General features: G+C 66.0%; 22 protein-coding genes. All 22 read right to left on the minus strand.

Features of this window, described 5'->3' with window-relative positions; translation table 11 throughout:
• Positions 1-1,070 (minus strand): NADH-quinone oxidoreductase subunit N (locus HUU96_RS02320; protein ID WP_174291253.1); only part of this gene is annotated, 1,070 nt, incomplete at its 3' end.
• A complete protein-coding gene (locus HUU96_RS02325; RefSeq protein ID WP_174291254.1) occupies positions 1,071-2,588 on the minus strand; it encodes an NADH-quinone oxidoreductase subunit M in 1,518 nt (505 codons plus the stop codon).
• Positions 2,588-4,648, minus strand: a complete 2,061-nt coding sequence (gene nuoL, locus HUU96_RS02330) for an NADH-quinone oxidoreductase subunit L (protein WP_174291255.1) — start codon at positions 4,646-4,648, stop codon at positions 2,588-2,590. Before nuoL ends, HUU96_RS02325 begins: the two co-directional genes overlap by 1 nt.
• 2 nt (positions 4,649-4,650) lie before the next feature.
• Positions 4,651-4,953, minus strand: a complete 303-nt coding sequence (gene nuoK / locus HUU96_RS02335) for an NADH-quinone oxidoreductase subunit NuoK (RefSeq protein ID WP_174291271.1) — start codon at positions 4,951-4,953, stop codon at positions 4,651-4,653.
• Positions 4,954-4,961: 8 nt separating this feature from the next.
• The gene (locus HUU96_RS02340) at positions 4,962-5,573 is read right to left on the minus strand and encodes an NADH-quinone oxidoreductase subunit J (RefSeq protein WP_174291256.1); all 612 of its coding nucleotides are present in this window, start codon (positions 5,571-5,573) and stop codon (positions 4,962-4,964) included.
• Between the two features lie 43 nt (positions 5,574-5,616).
• Entirely contained in the window at positions 5,617-6,102 is a 486-nt protein-coding gene (gene nuoI / locus HUU96_RS02345; protein WP_174291257.1) for an NADH-quinone oxidoreductase subunit NuoI, read from the minus strand.
• On the minus strand, positions 6,099-6,221 hold the full coding sequence (locus HUU96_RS15250; protein WP_302480212.1) for a hypothetical protein: 123 nt from the start codon (positions 6,219-6,221) through the stop codon (positions 6,099-6,101). Before HUU96_RS15250 ends, nuoI begins: the two co-directional genes overlap by 4 nt.
• An 8-nt stretch (positions 6,222-6,229) precedes the next feature.
• Complete coding sequence (gene nuoH, locus HUU96_RS02350) at positions 6,230-7,276, minus strand: NADH-quinone oxidoreductase subunit NuoH (protein ID WP_174291258.1); 1,047 nt, start codon at positions 7,274-7,276, stop codon at positions 6,230-6,232.
• Positions 7,273-9,267, minus strand: a complete 1,995-nt coding sequence (gene nuoG, locus HUU96_RS02355) for an NADH-quinone oxidoreductase subunit NuoG (RefSeq protein ID WP_174291259.1) — start codon at positions 9,265-9,267, stop codon at positions 7,273-7,275. The genes nuoH and nuoG overlap by 4 nt, the downstream gene beginning before the upstream one ends.
• Positions 9,267-10,568, minus strand: coding sequence for an NADH-quinone oxidoreductase subunit NuoF (nuoF, locus tag HUU96_RS02360; protein ID WP_174291260.1), 1,302 nt, complete (start codon positions 10,566-10,568; stop codon positions 9,267-9,269). Before nuoF ends, nuoG begins: the two co-directional genes overlap by 1 nt.
• A complete protein-coding gene (locus HUU96_RS02365; protein WP_174291261.1) occupies positions 10,568-10,804 on the minus strand; it encodes a hypothetical protein in 237 nt (78 codons plus the stop codon). The genes nuoF and HUU96_RS02365 overlap by 1 nt, the downstream gene beginning before the upstream one ends.
• A complete protein-coding gene (locus HUU96_RS02370; protein ID WP_174291262.1) occupies positions 10,804-11,472 on the minus strand; it encodes a complex I 24 kDa subunit family protein in 669 nt (222 codons plus the stop codon). Before HUU96_RS02370 ends, HUU96_RS02365 begins: the two co-directional genes overlap by 1 nt.
• A gap of 180 nt (positions 11,473-11,652) precedes the next feature.
• Entirely contained in the window at positions 11,653-12,867 is a 1,215-nt protein-coding gene (locus tag HUU96_RS02375) for an NADH-quinone oxidoreductase subunit D (protein WP_174291272.1), read from the minus strand.
• 65 nt (positions 12,868-12,932) lie between these two features.
• Entirely contained in the window at positions 12,933-13,787 is an 855-nt protein-coding gene (locus HUU96_RS02380) for an NADH-quinone oxidoreductase subunit C (RefSeq protein WP_174291263.1), read from the minus strand.
• Complete coding sequence (locus HUU96_RS02385) at positions 13,787-14,089, minus strand: hypothetical protein (protein ID WP_174291264.1); 303 nt, start codon at positions 14,087-14,089, stop codon at positions 13,787-13,789. The genes HUU96_RS02380 and HUU96_RS02385 overlap by 1 nt, the downstream gene beginning before the upstream one ends.
• The gene (locus HUU96_RS02390) at positions 14,086-14,634 is read right to left on the minus strand and encodes a NuoB/complex I 20 kDa subunit family protein (RefSeq protein ID WP_174291265.1); all 549 of its coding nucleotides are present in this window, start codon (positions 14,632-14,634) and stop codon (positions 14,086-14,088) included. The genes HUU96_RS02385 and HUU96_RS02390 overlap by 4 nt, the downstream gene beginning before the upstream one ends.
• The gene (ndhC, locus tag HUU96_RS02395) at positions 14,625-14,999 is read right to left on the minus strand and encodes an NADH-quinone oxidoreductase subunit A (protein ID WP_174291266.1); all 375 of its coding nucleotides are present in this window, start codon (positions 14,997-14,999) and stop codon (positions 14,625-14,627) included. Before ndhC ends, HUU96_RS02390 begins: the two co-directional genes overlap by 10 nt.
• A gap of 116 nt (positions 15,000-15,115) precedes the next feature.
• A complete protein-coding gene (locus HUU96_RS02400) occupies positions 15,116-15,928 on the minus strand; it encodes an inositol monophosphatase family protein (protein WP_174291267.1) in 813 nt (270 codons plus the stop codon).
• A gap of 146 nt (positions 15,929-16,074) precedes the next feature.
• Positions 16,075-16,638 (minus strand): elongation factor P, encoded by a 564-nt coding sequence (gene efp, locus HUU96_RS02405; protein WP_174291268.1) that lies wholly within the window; start codon positions 16,636-16,638, stop codon positions 16,075-16,077.
• 53 nt (positions 16,639-16,691) lie between these two features.
• On the minus strand, positions 16,692-17,333 hold the full coding sequence (locus HUU96_RS02410) for a M23 family metallopeptidase (RefSeq protein WP_254604909.1): 642 nt from the start codon (positions 17,331-17,333) through the stop codon (positions 16,692-16,694).
• Between the two features lie 4 nt (positions 17,334-17,337).
• On the minus strand, positions 17,338-18,384 hold the full coding sequence (locus HUU96_RS02415) for a L,D-transpeptidase family protein (protein WP_174291269.1): 1,047 nt from the start codon (positions 18,382-18,384) through the stop codon (positions 17,338-17,340).
• 75 nt (positions 18,385-18,459) lie between these two features.
• The coding region (locus tag HUU96_RS02420; RefSeq protein ID WP_174291270.1) for a thiamine phosphate synthase at positions 18,460-18,757 on the minus strand (298 nt) is incomplete at its 5' end.

The following is an 18,757-nucleotide window of genomic DNA, read 5'->3' on the forward strand; positions in this document are numbered from 1 at the left end:
CCCGCCGCATCGCGCATCTGCAGCACGACGAGGAAGCTGCCCAGCGTCATCGCGATATAGATCGTCAGGTAGAACAGCACCGCCGCGACACCCTCCGGCGTGCCCGCCGCGAGCCCGACCAGGACGAAGCCGACATTGTTGATCGACGAATAGGCCAGCAGCCGCTTGATGTTGCTCTGGCCGATCGCCGCGACCGCGCCAAGGATGATCGAGGCCAGCGCGGCGAAGATCACGATCTGCCGCCACTCGCCCAGCGCCGGTCCCATCGCCGCGACCGCGACCCGCACCGCCAGCGCCATCGCCGCCACCTTGGGCGCGGAGGCGAAGAAGGCGGTGACCGGCGTCGGCGCGCCCTCGTAAACATCGGGGGTCCACATGTGGAACGGGACGGCGGCGATCTTGAAGGCGATCCCGGCGAACACGAACACCAGCCCGAACATCAGCCCCAGCGAGCGCGCATCGCCGGTTGCGACCGCGTTGGCGTGATAGGCTCCGGCGATCTGGTCGAACAGGGTCGAGCCGGTGAAGCCGTAGACCAGGCTGATGCCATAAAGCAGGATGCCGCTCGCCAGCGCGCCGAGGATGAAATATTTCAGCCCCGCCTCGGCCGAGCGCGCATCGCGGCGCATGAAGCTCGCCAGCACATAGGCGGCGAGGCTCTGCAGCTCCAGCCCGACATATAGCGTCAGCAGGTCACTCGCCGACACCATCATGCCCATGCCGACCGCCGACAACAGCATCAGAACCGGATATTCGGGGCGCAGATCATCGCCCGCGGTGCGACGGAAGAAATCGGGGGCCATGACGATCGCCACCGCGGTAGCGAGATAGATCAGCACCTTGGCAAAGGTCGCGAAGCCGTCGGCCCGGTACAGTCCACCGAACGCCACGCCATTGCCGGACGGCACCGCCAGAGCGATGCCCGCGCCGACCAGCACGAACACCGACGCGATCGACACCGCACGGGTCGATGCCGCGCCGCCCCAGGCGGCGACGAGCATCAGCGCGATCGCGCCGATCGACAGGATCTCCTCGGGGAGCACCATCGCGAAGTTTGCGGCCATGTTCATCTACTCGGCCCTTGTCCGCGCAAGCGCCACATGCCCCGCGGTCGGGCGAGAGTCGCTCGCCGGCGCAGCGCGCTCGATCCTTGCGAGCAACGTGCCGACATCCTTGCGCATCGGCGCGAAGAAGCTCTCCGGATAGACGCCCATCCACAGCACCACCGCCGCGATCGGCGCGAGCAGCGCCCATTCGCGCGCCGACAGGTCGGGCATGATCCGCACCTCGTCCGACCTGATCTCCCCGAACACGACCCGGCGATAGAGGAACAGCATGTAGCCCGCACCCAGGATGATGCTGGTCGTGCACAGCAGCGCCGTCCAGGTCGACACCTGGTACGTGCCCATCAGCGACAGGAACTCGGCGACGAAGCCGCTCGTCCCCGGCAGGCCGATCGACGCCATCGTGAACAGCAGAAAGAACAGGGCATAGCGCGGCATGTTGATCGCCAGCCCGCCGTAACGCGCGATCTCACGGGTGTGCAGCCGATCGTAGATGACGCCGACGCACAGGAACAGCGCGCCCGACACCAGCCCATGGCTGAGCATCATCATCATCGCGCCCTCAATCCCCTGCCGGTTGAACGCGAACAGGCCGATGGTGACGATCGCCATGTGCGCCACCGACGAATAGGCGATCAGCTTCTTCATGTCCGCCTGCACCAGCGCCACCAGCGAGGTGTAGACCACGGCCACCGCCGACAGCGCAAAGATTAGCCAGGTCAGCTGCGCCGACGCCTCCGGGAACATCGGCAGGCTGAAGCGCAGGAAACCGTAGCCGCCGAGCTTCAGCAGCACGCCCGCCAGGATCACCGACCCCGCCGTCGGTGCCTGGACGTGCGCATCGGGTAGCCAGGTGTGGACCGGCCACATCGGCATCTTGACCGCGAACGAGGCGAAGAAGGCCAGCCACAGCCAGGTCTGCACCGATGGCGCGAAGTCGTGCGCCATCAACGCCGGGATGCTCGTCGTCCCCGCCGCGTGCACCATGTAGAGCATCGCGATCAGCATCAGCACCGAGCCGAGCAATGTGTAGAGGAAGAATTTGTAGCTGGCGTAGATGCGGTTCACCCCGCCCCAGATGCCAATGATGAGGTACATCGGGATCAGCCCGGCCTCGAAGAAGATGTAGAACAGGAACAGGTCCTGCGCCGCGAACGTGCCGATCATCAGCACCTCGGTCAGCAGGAACGCCGCCATATATTCGGGGACGCGCTTGGTGATCGCCTGCCAGCTCGCACCGATGCAGATCGGCATCAGGAACACCGACAACTCGATCAGCAGCAGCGCGAACCCGTCGATGCCGAGCGACCAGGAGAAGCGTCCGAACACCGGCGCGTGCTCGACGAATTGCCACTGCGCGCCGCCGATGTCGAAGCTCGCCCACAGCACGATGCCGAGCGCGAAATCAACCAATGTCGCTGCCAGCGCCAGCCATTGCGCGGTCCGTGCCGGCAGGAACAGGCACGCCACTGCCGCCAGCGTCGGCACCAGCAGCATGATCGACAGGATGGGAAAGCCCTGCATCACCGGGCGATCGCCCAGGTGACCGCGGCGGTCAGCCCGATCAGCATGACAAAGGCGTAGCTGTAGACATACCCGGTCTGGAACCGCCCGGCGAGGCGACTGCCGACCTGCACGACCCAGGCCGAGCCGTTGGGACCGAAGCGGTCGATCGTTCCCTCGTCGCCGCGATGCCACAGCAGGCGGCCGATCGCGAACGCCGGACGGACGAAGATGAGGTGATACAGTTCGTCGAAATACCATTTGTGGAGCAGCAGGCGGTACAGCACCGCGAACTGCTCGGTGACCTGCGTCGGCAGGCTGGGCGAGCGGATATACGCCACCCATGCGCCAAGCAGGCCGAGCAGCATCGCGATCGTCGCCGAGAGCTTGATCGGCACCGGCACGCCATGCATCGCGTGCATCAGCTGCTCGCGGAAGGCGATGACGCCGCGCCAGTAATTGTCGCCCGCGGTCGGCTCGATGAAATAGCCGTGGAACACGAACCCAGCCGCCACCGCGCCGAGCGACAATATGATCAGCGGCACCAGCATCGTCGGCGGGCTCTCATGCGGATGATACCCACCCGTTCCGGCCGGAAGCTCGTGCTGCGCCGGGCCATGCTCGGCCGGCTCGCCACCATGATCCTCGGCACCGGGGTCGCCAGCATGATGCGCATCGTGGAGCGCGTGCTGGATGTGCTCGCTGGCGGCCCAGCGCGGCTTGCCCCAGAAGGTCAGGAACATCAGCCGCCACGAATAGAAGCTGGTCAGCAACGCGACGAGCACGCCGACGAACCACGTCCCAGACTGACCCGCCGCCCAGCTCGCCTCAATAATCGCGTCCTTGGAGTGGAAGCCGGCAAAGCCGACCTGCGGCAGGCCGAGGATGCCGGGGACGCCGACGCCGGTGATCGCCAGCGTGCCGAGCAGCATCGCCCAGAACGTCACCGGGATGTCGCGCCGCAGCCCGCCATAATAGCGCAGGTCCTGCTCATGGTGCATCGCGTGGATCACGCTGCCCGCACCCAGGAACAGCAGCGCCTTGAAGAAGGCGTGCGTGAACAGGTGGAACATCGCCGCGCCATAGGCACCGATACCGGCGGCGAAGAACATGTAGCCGAGCTGCGAACAGGTCGAATAGGCGATGACGCGCTTGATATCGGTCTGCACCAAGCCAACGGTGGCGGCGAAGAAGCACGTCGCCGCGCCGACGAAACGCACCACGCCGAGCGCAGTCGGGCTGGTCTCGAACATCGGCGACAGGCGGCATACCATGAACACGCCGGCCGTCACCATCGTCGCGGCGTGAATCAGCGCCGACACCGGCGTCGGACCTTCCATCGCGTCGGGCAGCCAGGTGTGCAGGCCAAGCTGCGCCGACTTACCCATCGCGCCGACGAACAGCAGCAGGCAGAGCACCGTCATCGTGTCGGCGCGGAACCACAGGAAGCCGATCGTCGAACCCGCCATGTGCGGCGCGGCGGCGAGGATGGCGGGGATCGAGACGGTGCCGAACACCAGGAAGGTGCCGAAGATGCCGAGCATGAAGCCCAGGTCGCCGACCCGGTTGACGACGAACGCCTTGATCGCGGCGGCATTGGCCGACGGCTTCCTGAACCAGAAGCCGATCAGCAGGTAACTGGCGAGGCCGACCCCTTCCCAGCCGAAGAACATCTGGACGAGGTTGTCGGCGGTGACCAGCATCAGCATCGCGAAGGTGAACAGCGACAGATAGGCGAAGAACCGCGGCTGATCGGGGTCCTCGTCCATATAGCCCCAGCTATAAAGGTGGACGAGCGCCGAGACGTTGGTGATGACGACCAGCATCACCGCGGTCAGCGCGTCGACGCGCAGGCCCCAGGCGACGGTCATGTCGCCGCTCGCGATCCAGCGGAACACCGGCGTCACCCCGGCATGGCTGGTGCCGGCGAGGAAGCCCGGGAACACGATCCACGACAGGATGGCGCTGACGAACAGCGCGCCCGTGGTGATCAGCTTGGTGGGCACGAAGGCGAGCTGCTTGTTGCCCAACCCGGCGACCGCCGCGGCGAGCAGCGGCAGGAAGACGATGAAGAGGATCATGGCTATCCCTTCATCCGGTTGGCGTCGTCGACCGCGATCGTGCCGCGGCCGCGGAAATAGATGACCAGGATGGCGAGCCCGATCGCCGCCTCCCCCGCCGCGACGGTCAGCACGAACATCGCGAAAACCTGCCCGACCAGATCGTGCAGCGCCGCTGAGAAGGCGACGAAATTGATGTTCACCGCCAGCAAGATCAGCTCGATCGCCATCAGGATGACGATCAGGTTCTTGCGGTTGAGGAAGATGCCCAGCACGCCCATCGTGAACAGGATCGCCGCGACAACCAGGTAATGAGTCAGACCGATCGAGCCGTTCACAGCCGCACCCCCTGGCCGATCTCGGGCCGCATGTTGCGGGTCGCGTCCTGCGGCCGGCGCGCGTTCTGGCGGCTGACGTTCTGGTAACGGGTACCGCCACGCTCGCGATGGGTCAGCACGATCGCGCCGATCATCGCCACTAACAGAACCAGCCCCGCGCCCTCGAACACGAACAGGTAGCGCGTATAGAGCAGGTTGCCGATCGCCTGGATGTTGGGCACCGCATCATGGATCGGCGCGGCGCGGCGCGCGAGCTGCAGCCCACCGATGCTCCACGCCTGCACCGCCACGAACACCTCGACCGCCAGCGCCACCGCTATGGCGAGCCCCAGCGGAGCGTAACGTGCGACGCCGGCGCGCATCTCCGCGACCTGGACGTCGAGCATCATCACCACGAACAGGAACAGCACCGCGACCGCGCCGACATAGACGATAACCAGCAGCATCGCGATAAACTCGGCCCCGACCAGCACCATCAGCCCGGCGGCGTTGAAGAACGCGAGGATCAGCCACATCACCGAATGGACCGGATTGCGCGATGAGATCGTCATCCCCGCCGACACGATGACGACGGCGGCGAACAGGTAGAAGGCGATGGCCTGTATCACGCGATGGCCCCCTTACCCGCGCTGAATCGCAATGTGCCGGCCATTACCGGTAGGGTGCGTCGGCGGCAAGGTTCGCAGCAATCGCAGTTTCCCAGCGGTCGCCATTGTCGAGCAGCTTCACCTTGTCGTAAATCAGTTCCTCGCGCGTCTCGGTCGAATATTCGTAGTTGGGACCCTCGACAATCGCATCGACCGGGCAGGCTTCGGCGCACAGGCCGCAGAAGATGCACTTGGTCATGTCGATGTCGTAGCGCGTGGTACGGCGGCTGCCGTCGTCGCGCGGCTCCGCCTCGATGGTGATCGCCTGCGCCGGGCACACCGCCTCGCACAGCTTGCAGGCGATGCAGCGCTCCTCGCCATTGGGATAGCGGCGCAGCGCGTGCTCGCCGCGGAAACGGGGGCTGATCGGGTTGTGCTCGAACGGGTAGTTGATCGTCGCCTTCGCCTTGAAGAAATAGCGAAGCGTGAGGGCATGTGCCTTCACGAACTCCCACAGCGTGTACGACTTGATGATCTGTGCGACGCTCACGAACCCATCCTCAAAACATGATCGACCGCGACGACCGTCAGACCCAACACCACCCCGCCCAGCGCCCGTCGCCGGATCGCATCGGGATCGAACCCGCGTTCGAGCAGCCAGTGCCTCACGTGACCGTTCATTGGCCGAACCCCACACGGGTGGCCATTAGCACGCCCGACACCAGGAACACCCACAACAGCGAGAACGGCAGGAAGATCTTCCAGCCCAACCGCATAAGCTGATCGTAACGATAACGCGGCACCGTCGCCTTGACCCAGCTGAAGACGAAGAAGAAACCCAGCATCTTCATGAACAGCCAGACGATACCGGGCACATAGTAGAGCGGAGCCCAGTCGACCGGCGGCAGCCAGCCGCCCCAGAACAAGGTCGCGTTCAACACGCACATCAGCAGCACGTTGGCGTATTCGCCCAGCCAGAACAGCGCAAAGCTCATCGAGCTATACTCGGTCTGATAGCCGGCGACGATCTCAGACTCCGCCTCGGTCAGGTCGAACGGCGCGCGCTGGGTCTCCGCCATCGACGAGATCAGGAAGACGATCGCCATCGGGAACAGCAGCGGGTTGGCCGCGAAGCCGTTGAAGTGCAGCCCGAACAGGTTCTGCTGCGCCGCGACGATGCCGCTGAGATTGAACGTTCCCGCCCACATCACCACCGAGATCAGCACGAAGCCGATCGCGACCTCATAGCTCACCATCTGCGCCGCCGCGCGCAGCGCCGAGTAGAACGGGTATTTGGAATTGGACGACCAGCCCGACAGGATGATGCCGTACACCCCTAGCGACGACGCGGCGAGGACGTAGAGCAGCCCGACATTGATGTCGGCGAGCACCACGCCAGCCTGAAACGGCACCACCGCCCACACGATCAGCGCGACGGTGAAGGTGATAATCGGTGCGAGCAGGAACAGGCCCCGGTCGGCCGCCGCGGGCACGATCGTCTCCTGCAGGAACACCTTCAGCCCATCGGCGAACGACTGCAGCAGGCCGAACGGGCCGACCACGTTAGGGCCGCGGCGCAGCGCCATCGCCGCCCAGATCTTGCGGTCGGCATAGATGATCATCGCCACCGCCAGCATCAGCGGCAACGCGATGACCAGGATGTCGATGATCGTCGCCAGGAAGAACGCCCAGCCATAGGGCAGTGCCGAGAACCAGGAGATCATTCCGCCGCCTCCGCCAGCTGCTCGCCGTGAAGCAATTCGGCCGAGCAGCGCTGCATGGTCGGCGAAGCGCGGCAGATCGCGTTGGTCAGGTAAAAGTCCTTGATCGGATAGCCTGCAAGGACGCCGGCCGCCGTCGCATCGATCGCCGGCGCGCGCCATTCGAACGTCACCAGCGCCTGTTCGCGCAGCGCCGGCACAGCGACATACATCGCCTCGCGCAGGCCGGCGAGGCTGTCGAACGGCAGCGTCACGCCCATCACGTCGGACAGCGCGCGCAGGATCGCCCAGTCCTCGCGCGCGTCGCCGGGCGGGAACACCGCCCGCTCGCCGCGCTGCACCCGGCCTTCTAGGTTGACCCAGGTGCCCGCCTTCTCGGCATAGCTCGCGCCCGGCAGCACCACGTCCGCCGCCGCCGCACCGCGGTCGCCATGGTGGCCGATATAGACCTTGAACCCGGCAAAGCGCGTATAGTCGGCCTCATCAGCGCCCAGGAAGAAGGCCAGCTTTGCGTCGACCAGATCGGCGATGCCGCCCTTTGCCGCATAGCCGAGCATCAGCCCGCCCATCCGCGCCGCCGCCATGTGGACGACGTTGAAACCGTTCCAATCGTCCTTGATCAGCCCGAGCGTGTCGACCAGCGCCAGCGCCGCGCCATGGCCGCCCTTGAGCGCAGCCCCGCCGACGATCACCATCGGCCGCTCGGCCTTGCCGAAGGCCGCGGTCACCGCTTCCGGCAGGTTGCCGAGCAGAGCCAGATCGTCGCCGAGCCACTCCACCTTGTAGGTCAGGTCGGTTTCCGGGCCGATCGCGAACACCTTCGCGCCGCGCTTGAGCGCCTTGCGCACGCGCGTGTTCACCAGCGGCGCTTCCCAGCGCAGGTTGGTGCCGACCAGCAGGATCGCATCGGCGCGTTCGGCACCGGCGATGGTCGTGTTGAAGTTGACCGCGGCGAGGCTGGACGTGTCATAGTCCATCCCGGTCTGCCGCCCTTCGAGCAGCGACCCGCCCAGCGCCGTCACCAGCGCCTTGGCCGCATACATCGTCTCGCAATCGACCAGATCGCCCGCCACCGCCGCAACGCTGCCGCCATGATCGACCGCCGCGATCGCCGCGAACGCCTCGTCCCAGCTCACCGGCTGGAGCTTGCCGCCCACCCGCACGAACGGCCGGTCGAGCCGTCGCCGCACCAGGCCATCGATGGCGTGGCGGGTCTTGTCGGTCGCCCACTCCTCGTTGACGTCCTCGTTGATGCGCGGGATGCAGCGCAGCACCTGCCGTCCGCGGCTATCGAGACGAATGTTGGTGCCGACCGCGTCCATCACGTCGATCGTCAGCGTCTTGCGCAACTCCCACGGCCGCGCCTCGAAGGCGTAGGGCTTGCTGGTCAGCGCGCCGACGGGGCAAAGATCGACGACATTGCCCGACAGCTCGCTCTTGGCGGCGTGCTCAAGGTAAGTGGTGATCTGCATATTCTCGCCGCGATAGATCGCGCCGATTTCCTCGACCCCCGCGACCTCCTCGGCGAAGCGGACACAGCGGGTGCACTGGATGCAGCGGGTCATGATCGTCTTGACGATCGGCCCCATGTACTTCTCGGTCACCGCGCGCTTGTTCTCGGCATAGCGCGAGTGGCCGCGGCCATAGGCGATCGACTGGTCCTGCAGGTCGCATTCGCCGCCCTGATCACAGATCGGGCAGTCGAGCGGGTGGTTGATGAGCAGGAACTCCATCATCCCCTCGCGCGCGTTCTTCACCATCGGCGTGGTGGTGAAGACCTCCTGGTTGTCGGCGGCGGGCAGCGCGCAGGACGCCTGCGGCTTGGGCGGGCCGGGCTTCACCTCGACCAGGCACATGCGGCAATTGCCAGCGATGCTGAGGCGCTCGTGATAGCAGAAGCGCGGGATTTCCTTACCGGCGGCTTCGCACGCCTGGAGCACGGTGGCACCCTGCGGAACCTCGACCTCGACGCCGTCGACTTTCAGCTTAGGCATTACTCCGCTGCTTCCTGCATGGGAGCGAGATGGCCCCCGCGTTCGATGATCCGCCGCTCGATCTCCGGCCGGAAATGCTTGATCAGCCCCTGGATGGGCCAGGCCGCTGCGTCGCCCAGCGCGCAGATCGAGTGGCCCTCGACCTGCTTGGTCACCTGTTGCAGCATGTCGATCTCGGCGATCTCGGCGTCGCCGGTGCGCAGCCGCTCCATCACCCGCCACATCCAGCCGGTGCCCTCACGGCACGGGGTGCACTGGCCGCAGCTCTCATGCTTGTAGAAATAGCTGATGCGGCTGATCGCGCGGACGATGTCGGTCGACTTGTCCATGACGATCACCGCCGCCGTGCCGAGTCCCGAGCCGACCGCCTTCAGCCCGTCAAAGTCCATCGCGCAGTCCATGATCTGCGCCGCCGGCACTAGCGGCACCGACGAGCCGCCGGGGATGACCGCGAGCAGATTGTCCCAGCCACCGCGGATACCGCCGCAATGCGTCTCGATCAGCTCGCGGAAGCTGATGCTCATCGCCTCCTCGACGACGCAGGGCTTGTTCACATGGCCGCTGATCTGGAAGAGCTTGGTGCCGCGGTTGTTCTCCGCACCGAACGACGAGAACCATTCTGCCCCCCGTCGCAGGATGGTCGGCGCGACGGCGATGCTCTCGACGTTGTTGACCGTCGTTGGGCAGCCATACAGCCCCGCCCCCGCCGGGAAAGGCGGCTTGAGGCGCGGCTGGCCCTTCTTGCCCTCCAGGCTCTCCAGCATCGCGGTCTCTTCGCCGCAGATGTAGGCACCGGCACCGCGATGGACGAAGACGTCGAAGTCATAGCCGGACCCGCAGGCGTTCCTGCCGATCAGCCCCGCGTCATACGCCTCGGCGACAGCGGCGGACAGCACCTCCGCCTCGCGGATATACTCGCCGCGGATGTAGATATACGCCGCCCGCGCCCGCATCGCATAGCCGGCGACCAGCGCGCCCTCGATCAGCTTGTGCGGATCATGGCGCATGATCTCGCGATCCTTGCACGATCCAGGCTCGGACTCGTCGGCGTTGATGACCAGGAAGTTCGGCCGGTCCGCCTTCGGCTCCTTGGGCATGAAGCCCCATTTGGTGCCGGTCGAGAACCCCGCGCCGCCGCGCCCGCGCAGGCCGCTCGCCTTGACGGTGTCGATGATCTTGTCCTGCCCGCGCGCCATCAGCGCGGCGGTGTCGTCCCAGTCGCCGCGCTCGCGCGAAGCGGCGAGGTTCGCCGACTGGAACCCGTACAGGTTGGTGAAGATGCGATCTTTGTCAGCGAGCATCAGCGGGCTTCCGTCAGATCGAGCCGTCGCTCAATCCGCTCTAAACGGGTTTCCAGGCGATCCATGCGGTTGTTCAAGCCCGTCGTAGTGATGAAAAGACCGGATAGATGCTCGTCCGTCGCTGTGGCACGCATCTTAAGTTCGCTAATATCGGCTTTGATCTCCGACAGATCGGCGTTCATTTTCTTGAGCAATTCATATGTAAGATCGCCAATCGTCGGATGTTCCTCGGCCATTACGCCCATTCCCCGCGATAGTCGTGGTTGGCGTCGACCATCTCCTTCAACGTCGTCGGGCCGCCCTCGGGACAGCTGACGCGGCGACCGATCGTCGAGCCGGGCACCGGCCGCTCGCCTTTGGCCAGCGCCTCCAGCACCGCGACGGTGCGGTCATAGTCGAGGTCCTCGTAATTGTCGTCGTTGATCTGCACCATCGGCGCGTTGGCGCAGGCCCCCAGGCACTCGACCTCGGTCAGCGTGAACAGCCCGTCCGGCGTCGTGCGGCCCTTCACCAGCCCGCGGTTCTTGCAGGCGGCGAGCACGTCGTCGCTGCCCGCCAGCATGCACGGCGTCGTGCCGCAGACCTGGACGTGGTAGCGGCCGACCGGGGCGAGATTGAACATCGTATAGAAAGTCGCGACCTCGTAGACGCGCATGTACGGCACGCCGATCTCGCGCGCGACGAACTCGATCACCGGCACCGGCAGCCAGCCCTGGGTGTCGGTCTCCGCCCCGACCTGGCGCTGGGCGAGGTCGAGTAGCGGCAGCGACGCCGACTGCTCGCGCCCCTTGGGATAGCGGCCGAGGATCGCGTCGCGCTTGGCCTTGCTCTCGTCCGACCACGCGAACGCGCCCCAGCGCGCGCGGGTCTCGACCTCGTCGGGGATGGTGGGGGCGTCAGCCATTTGCGCCGTCAGCCTTACCCGCAGGTTCCGCGACAAGCCTTGCGGCAATCGTTCCCATCGCTGCAAAAACCATCAGCCAAGACGGTGGTCGACTTGACGTAAACAGAAAATGGAGGGTCATTTCTATGACCCACACCGATGCCATTATAAAACTAATGGCGTAGATGATGACGGACCACCTCACCGGTCACACTCCCCGAACACGATATCCATCGCCCCCAAAATCGCGGTCGTGTCCGCCAGCATATGCCCCCGAGACATAAAATCCATCGCCTGAAGGTGGCTGAACGCGGTCGGCCTGATCTTGCAGCGATAGGGCTTGTTCGAGCCGTCGGCGACCAGGAACACGCCGAACTCGCCCTTGGGGCTCTCGGTCGCGACGTACACCTCACCGGCGGGGACATGGTATCCCTCGGTGTAGAGCTTGAAGTGATGGATCAGCGCCTCCATCGATTGCTTCATCTCGGCGCGCTTGGGCGGCACCACCTTGCGGTCGAGGCTGGCGATCGGCCCCTCGGGCATCTCGGCGAGGCACTGCTTCATGATCCGCGCTGACTGCCGCACCTCCTCGACGCGCACCATGAAGCGATCGTAGCAGTCGCCACGCGTCCCCACCGGCACGTCGAAGTCCATCCGCGCATAGACGTCGTAGGGCTGCGACTTGCGCAGGTCCCAAGGGATGCCCGCCGCGCGGATCATCGGGCCGGAGAAGCCCCAGGCGATCGCGTCGTCGCGGCTGACGGTGGCGATGTCGACGTTGCGCTGCTTGAAGATGCGGTTGTCGGCGACCAGGCTGATCGCATCCTCGAACAGCCGCGGCAGGCGGGTGTCGAGCCAGTCGGCGATGTCGGTCAGGAGCTTGAGCGGCACGTCCTGATGCACTCCGCCGGGGCGGAAGTAATTATGGTGCATCCGCGCGCCGGTCGCGCGCTCAAGGAAGCCGTAGCAATCCTCGCGCACCTCGAACATCCACAGGTTCGGCGTCATCGCGCCGACGTCCATGACGTGGCTGCCGAGGTTCAGCATGTGGTTGGAGATGCGCGTCAGCTCGGCGAAGAACACGCGCAGATATTGCGCGCGCAGCGGCACCTCGAGGTCGAGCAGCTTCTCAATCGCGAGCACGAAGCTGTGCTCCATGCAGATCGGCGAACAGTAATCGAGCCGGTCGAAATAGGGCAGCGCCTGGGTATAGGTCTTGGCCTCAATCAGCTTCTCGGTGCCGCGGTGAAGCAGGCCGACATGCGGGTCGATCCGCTCGATGATCTCGCCGTCCAGCTCCATGACGAGGCGCAGCACGCCATGCGCCGCCGGGTGCTGCGGACCGAAGTTGATGGTGTAGTTCTGGATGGTGACGTCGCCGGTTTCCGGATGCGCGGCGTTTTGGTGATGCTGCAGCTGGTCGACATAGGGATCGACGACCGGCAGCGTGTCGGGGAGTGCGCCCTCTACGAGTTCCACGCTCACTGGTTCTGTCCTCCGCCGCCGGGTTTCACGTCGGGATCGGCGGGTCCGTCGCCTGCGTGCGGATGCTGCTTGCCCGCGCCGGTGTCGCCGGTATCGTCGCTCACCTTCTTGTCATAGGCCCCCGGCAGCGGCGGTGCCGGGGTGGCGACGGCCGCCGCCTTGACGATCGCGTCGGCGCTGACCGGCGTCTGCGCACCCTTGGCCTGAGGCAGCTTCGCCTCGGCCGCCTGCGGTGCCTTCTCGTCGCCGGGCAGCACGTACTCCGCGCCCTCCCACGGGCTCATAAAGTCGAAGGTGCGGAAGTCCTGAGCGAGGCTGACCGGCTGGTAAGCGACACGCTTCTCCTCCTCGGAATAACGCAGCTCGACGAAGCCGGTCATCGGGAAGTCCTTGCGCAGCGGATGACCGCGAAAACCGTAATCGGTCAGGATACGGCGCAGGTCGGGATTGCCGGCGAACAACACCCCGTACAGGTCGTACACCTCGCGCTCCAGCCAGCCCGCCACCGGCCACAGCCCGGTCACCGACGGCACCGGCTGCTCCTCATCGGTGGTCAGATGGACCTGGAGGCGATGGTTGCGGGTCAGCGACAGAAGGCAATACACCACCTCGAACCGCTCGGGCCGGTCTGGATAGTCGACCCCGGCGATCTCCATCAGCTGCTGGTACTCCAGACCAGGCGTATCGCGCAGCGCCTTCAGCGTGCCGACGATGCCGTCGCGGGTCACGCGCAAGATCACCTCGCCGGCCTGCTCCAACGCGTCGACCAGCGCCAGGCCGAGCGTGGCGCGCACTATTTCGATCGTCTCGCCGTTCAGGTCGGCGGCATAGGCGGGCGCGGGGGCGCGCATCAGCGAGTCACCGCAGCGTCGCGCCACGCCTTCATGCCGAAGCCGATGGCGGCCAGCGCTACGCACGCTGCTACAAGAAGCATCAGCTGCTCGAGAGCGACGCGGTGCTCCGCGATCGCATCACCGATGTCGTGACGACGACCCACAACGGACGGCACGACGACCGCCAGTAGCACGACCTGCGACACCCATGCCGCCCTTCGCTTCGCCTTTAGCGAAGGCTCGGCAGGAGGTGCCGACGGTACCGGCAGAAACCGCTCTATCCAAAGAATGGCACGCCACAGCGGCGACGGACTGGTCACCGCTCGATGCTCCCCGATCGCCTGATCTTCCGCTGCAGCTGCATGATGCCGTACAGCAGCGCCTCGGCGGTGGGCGGGCAGCCGGGGACGTAGATGTCGACCGGCACGATGCGGTCGCAGCCGCGCACCACCGAATAGCTGTAATGATAATAGCCGCCGCCATTGGCGCAGCTGCCCATCGAGACGACGTATTTTGGCTCGCTCATCTGGTCATAGACCTTGCGAAGCGCCGGCGCCATCTTGTTGCAGAGCGTACCGGCGACGATCATCACGTCGCTCTGGCGCGGCGACGCGCGTGGCGCGGCACCGAACCGCTCCAGGTCGTAGCGCGGCATGTTGACGTGGATCATCTCCACCGCGCAGCACGCCAGCCCGAACGTCATCCACCAGAGCGAGCCGGTGCGCGCCCACTGGAACAGCTCCTCGGTGCCGGTGACCAGGAAACCCTTGTCAGTCAGCTCACCGTTGAGGCTGTCGAAGAAACCCTGGTCGGGCGGCACCACCGAAGATGGCGCGCCGGGCGCGGGTTGAAGCTCTACTCCCAATCGAGCGCTCCCTTCTTCCAGGCATAGACGAGGCCAAGCGCCAGTTCGGCGATGAACACCATCATCGCGAACCAGGCCGTCCAGCCGAGCGTGAAGACGCTGACCGCCCAGGGATAGATGAACGCCGCCTCCAGGTCGAAGACGATGAAGAGGATGGCGACGAGATAGAAGCGCACGTCGAATTGGCTACGCGGATCCTCGAATGCGGGAAAGCCGCACTCATATTCCGACAGCTTCTGCTCGTTGGGCTTGTGGCTGCCGGTCAGCCGCGAAACGACCATCGGCAGGAACACGAAAGCGCTCGACAGCGCCAGCGCGATGCCGAGGAACAGCAGGATGGGAAGGTAGTGCGACAGGTCGACCAAACATCATCTCGCAAGTGCGAACAGGACAGCGCCGATGTAGGCTTTGCATGATAGGGGAGCAAGGCTGTCGGGCAGTGAGAATCACTCGCAAAGCTACGGAAAACCGCGGTTTCTGCTCAGCGTAGCGCACCCGCGACCAGCTTGTGCAATTTGGAGTGCAGCCCGTCATTGGCGGCCAGGAACTCGTTGCGCTCGATCGGCCGGTCGCCGCCGCGATAATCGGTGACGAAGCCTCCCGCTTCCTTGACCAGCAGCATCCCCGCCGCGACGTCCCAGGGCTTGAGGTCGGACTCCCAGAAGCCGTCGAAGCGCCCCGCCGCGACCCAGGCGAGGTCAAGCGCCGCCGCACCGTTGCGGCGGATGCCGGCCACTTGCGGAGCGACCGCGCCAAAGATGCGGCTCCACTGTGCGAAGTCACCATGGCCGAGGAACGGGATGCCGGTCGCGATCAGCGCCTCCGACAGGTCGCGCCGCGAGGAGACGCGCAGCCGCTGATCGGTCAGCCACGCGCCGCGCCCCTTCTCCGCCCAGAAGCTCTCGTCGGTCAGCGGCTGGTAGACGAGGCCGGTAGTGATCTCGCGCTTGCCGTTGGCCATCGGCTCCTCGACCGCGATCGAGATGCAGAAATGCGGGATGCCGTGCAGGAAATTGCTGGTGCCATCGAGCGGGTCGACGATGAAGCGCGGCTTCGCGGGGTCGCCGGCGATCTCGCCGCGCTCCTCCATCAGAAATCCCCAGTCGGGGCGGGCATGGCTCAGCTCCTCCCAGATCGTCTGCTCGGCGCGCTGGTCTGCCATCGACACGAAGTCGGCCGGTCCCTTGCGGCTGACCTGGAGGTTCTGGACCTCGTTGAAGTCCCGGCGCAGGCGTGGCGCAGCCTTGCGCGCGGCACGCTCGATGACGGTGAAGAGGCCGGAATGAGATGGCACCTTGTGCTCCAATGCCCCTCTCCCATCGGGAGAGGGAGGGGCCCGCCGCCGCAGGCGGTGGGAGGGTGAGGGCAGGCGAAAGGCCCTGCCCTCACCCGACCTCGCTACGCTCGGCCACCCTCTCCCAATGGGAGAGGGCAAGAAGGTCAGTCCGCGCGGCGGACATAGGTCTGCTCGTACACATCCACCACGATCCGCGTCCCCGCACCGATATGCGGCGGCACCATGACGCGCACGCCGTTCTCGAGGATCGCCGGCTTGTAGCTGGACGAGGCGGTCTGCCCCTTCACCACCGCGTCCGCCTCGACGATCATCGCTTCGATCGTGCTCGGCAGTTCCACCGAGATCGGCCGTTCATCATACAGCTCCAGCACGACATCCATCCCGTCCTGCAGGAACGCCGCCGCGTCGCCGAGGATGCCGGCGTCGAGGGTGATCTGCTCATAGGTGTCCTTGTCCATGAAGGTCAGCGCGTCGCCGTCCTTGAACAGGAACTGGAAGTCCTTGGTGTCGAGCCGCACCCGCTCGACCGTCTCCGCCGAGCGGAAGCGGACGTTGTTCTTGCGGCCGTCGATCAGGTTCTTGAGCTCGACCTGCATATACGCGCCGCCCTTGCCCGGCTGGGTGTGCTGGATCTTGACCGCGCGCCAGATGCCGTTCTCGTACTCGATGATGTTACCCGGACGAATGTCCACGCCGCTGATCTTCATGGGATGAACCTGCTGGAAAGAGCCGTGCGGACCAGGCCGCCATGCCGCGCAATCTAGCGTCCGGGCGCGCCGGCGGCAAGGTAGGGATAGGCGTTGACGTCCTCGCCCTGATACCAATGCTGGTCGGGGGTGGTGCGGGTCAGCCCGAAATGCAGGTGGTAGTTGCCAGGCCCGGCATCACCGGTGTCGCCGACCATGCCGACCTGCTCGCCGGCGTGCACCACCTGCCCCTCGTGCAGCCCCGGCGCGTAGCCGGAAAGGTGCGCGTAATAGAAGGTCCAGCGCCGGTCGACTGAGCGTTCGTACAACGTCGTGCCGCCGAGCCGGCTGGCGAACAGCTTCTCGATCGTGCCGTCGGCGACGGCGAGCACCGGGGTACCCTGCGGAGCGGGGATGTCGGTGCCGTGATGCACCCGTCCCTCGCTGCGCGCCTGGCCCCAGGTGTCGGTGATGGCGGCGCGAGCGACCCCTTGCACCGGCACGCCAAGCACCGGCCCCTCGCCCGTCGCGGCCGATGAACGCAGGCGGTGCTCGATCCGCTGGACGGCACTGCGCAGGCGCGCGAACGGCCGTGTCGTCGCGGCGGTCGGTGTAGCCGAAGCGATGGGCGCTGGACCGCCGAAGCTCGTCATCGCCACGAACGCCGCCGTCGCCAGCGCCACGAGCCCCAGGAAGACCCAGCCGATCCTGGTCACGGCTTTACTCGGTGAAGATCGCCGGCGTCCCCGGCTTGATCATCAGCGCCAGCCGCGCCGCGTCCCAGTTCGCCAAGCGCACGCAGCCATGGCTGGCAGTGCGACCGATCAGCTCGGGGTTGGGCGTGCCGTGGATGCCGTAATGCTCCTTCGACAAGTCCAGCCACACCACCCCGACCGGGCCGTTCGGCCCCGGCGGCAGCATCGCCGACTTCTCGCTCTTCTTGGCGTCCCAGAACAGCTTGGGGTTGAAGTGGAACTTGGGATTGTAGTCGGCACCGTAGATCTTCCAGGTGCCGATCGGCAGCGGATCGTGGGTGCTGCCCGTCGTCACCATGAACTGGCCGACCAGCTTGCCGCCAGCGTCATAGGCGCGCAGCACCTTGTCGTGCTTCGACACCACCACCTTGGCCGCCTGCGGCTGGCTGGCATCGACGTTGAGCGTCGCCAACGTCGCGCGCCAATGATCGGGCAGCTTGGCGTCGTAGTTCTTGTTGGCGGCGACCACGCCTGGAACGGTGATAACCGCACCGGGAGCGAGCTTGGTGTCGGGGCTATTGAGCGCGGTCAGCGTCGCCGGCGAGGTGTGGAACATCTCCGCCAGCTTCTCCATCGGGTCCTTGTAGCCGAGGCTGGGCAGCTTGGCCTGTGCGTCCTCGTCGTGCGGGATCGTCCCGACGAACGGTCCGGCAAGGATCTCCGGGGTCAGCTTGATCGCCACCGTCGGCCGCCAGCTCCGGTTGGCCGACAGCGCGTGCAGGGTCGCGGCATCGGGCTCGCCGGTGACCGGCAGCCCTCGGCTGGTCTGGAACCCCTTCAGCGCTGCGGTGAAGCTGAGCCCCGGCCGCCCGTCGATGATCCCGGGCGAGAAGCCCAGCCGATCGAGGATCACCTCGGCGTGCATGAACGACCGATCCGGGGCGGCTGGCATCGGGCTGGCGGCCGACTTTGGAGGGGGCGTCTTCGACGGTGCCGGCTTGGGTGCAGCTACCAGCAAAGCCGGAATCGCCGCGAGCAGCACCGCCATCGTCATGTTCCTGGTCTTGATCATCACACCCGCCCTTACTGATAAGCTGCGCGTAGGAACGGGCGGCCGTGGCTTTGTTTCCGTCGTGCAACGAGCGGCCTAGCCGAGCACCGCCGCAAAGGCGCGCACCGCCGCAGCCTCGTCATCGCCCCACACCGCGTGGCTGACGGCGATGAAGTCCGCCCCGGCCGCGACCAATGGCGCGGCGTTGGCGGGAGTAATGCCGCCTATCGCCACGCAAGGCAGCTCGAACAGCGTCGACCACCATGACAGCAGCACCGGCTCGGCGTGGTGGCTCACCTGTTTGGTGACGGTCGGGTGGAAGCTGCCGAACGCGACATAGTCGGCCCCCGCCTCCCCCGCCTCCATCGCCAGATGGCGGCTGCCGTGGCAGGGG

It is taken from the genome of Sphingomonas bacterium (assembly GCF_903644135.1).
GTDB lineage: Bacteria > Pseudomonadota > Alphaproteobacteria > Sphingomonadales > Sphingomonadaceae > Sphingomonas.

Coding starts and splice junctions, on each gene's coding strand:
- HUU96_RS02325 (WP_174291254.1), bottom strand. CDS start 2,588: ATGCAGGGCTTTCCCATCCTGTCGATCATGCTGCTGGTGCCGACGCTG.
- nuoL (WP_174291255.1), bottom strand. CDS start 4,648: ATGATCCTCTTCATCGTCTTCCTGCCGCTGCTCGCCGCGGCGGTCGCC.
- nuoH (WP_174291258.1), bottom strand. CDS start 7,276: ATGATCTCCTGGTTCTCGGCACTGCCCTATGGCTGGGCGTTCTTCCTG.
- nuoG (WP_174291259.1), bottom strand. CDS start 9,267: ATGCCTAAGCTGAAAGTCGACGGCGTCGAGGTCGAGGTTCCGCAGGGT.
- nuoF (WP_174291260.1), bottom strand. CDS start 10,568: ATGCTCGCTGACAAAGATCGCATCTTCACCAACCTGTACGGGTTCCAG.
- HUU96_RS02365 (WP_174291261.1), bottom strand. CDS start 10,804: ATGGCCGAGGAACATCCGACGATTGGCGATCTTACATATGAATTGCTC.
- HUU96_RS02370 (WP_174291262.1), bottom strand. CDS start 11,472: ATGGCTGACGCCCCCACCATCCCCGACGAGGTCGAGACCCGCGCGCGC.
- HUU96_RS02380 (WP_174291263.1), bottom strand. CDS start 13,787: ATGCGCGCCCCCGCGCCCGCCTATGCCGCCGACCTGAACGGCGAGACG.
- efp (WP_174291268.1), bottom strand. CDS start 16,638: ATGAAGATCAGCGGCGTGGACATTCGTCCGGGTAACATCATCGAGTAC.
- HUU96_RS02415 (WP_174291269.1), bottom strand. CDS start 18,384: ATGATCAAGACCAGGAACATGACGATGGCGGTGCTGCTCGCGGCGATT.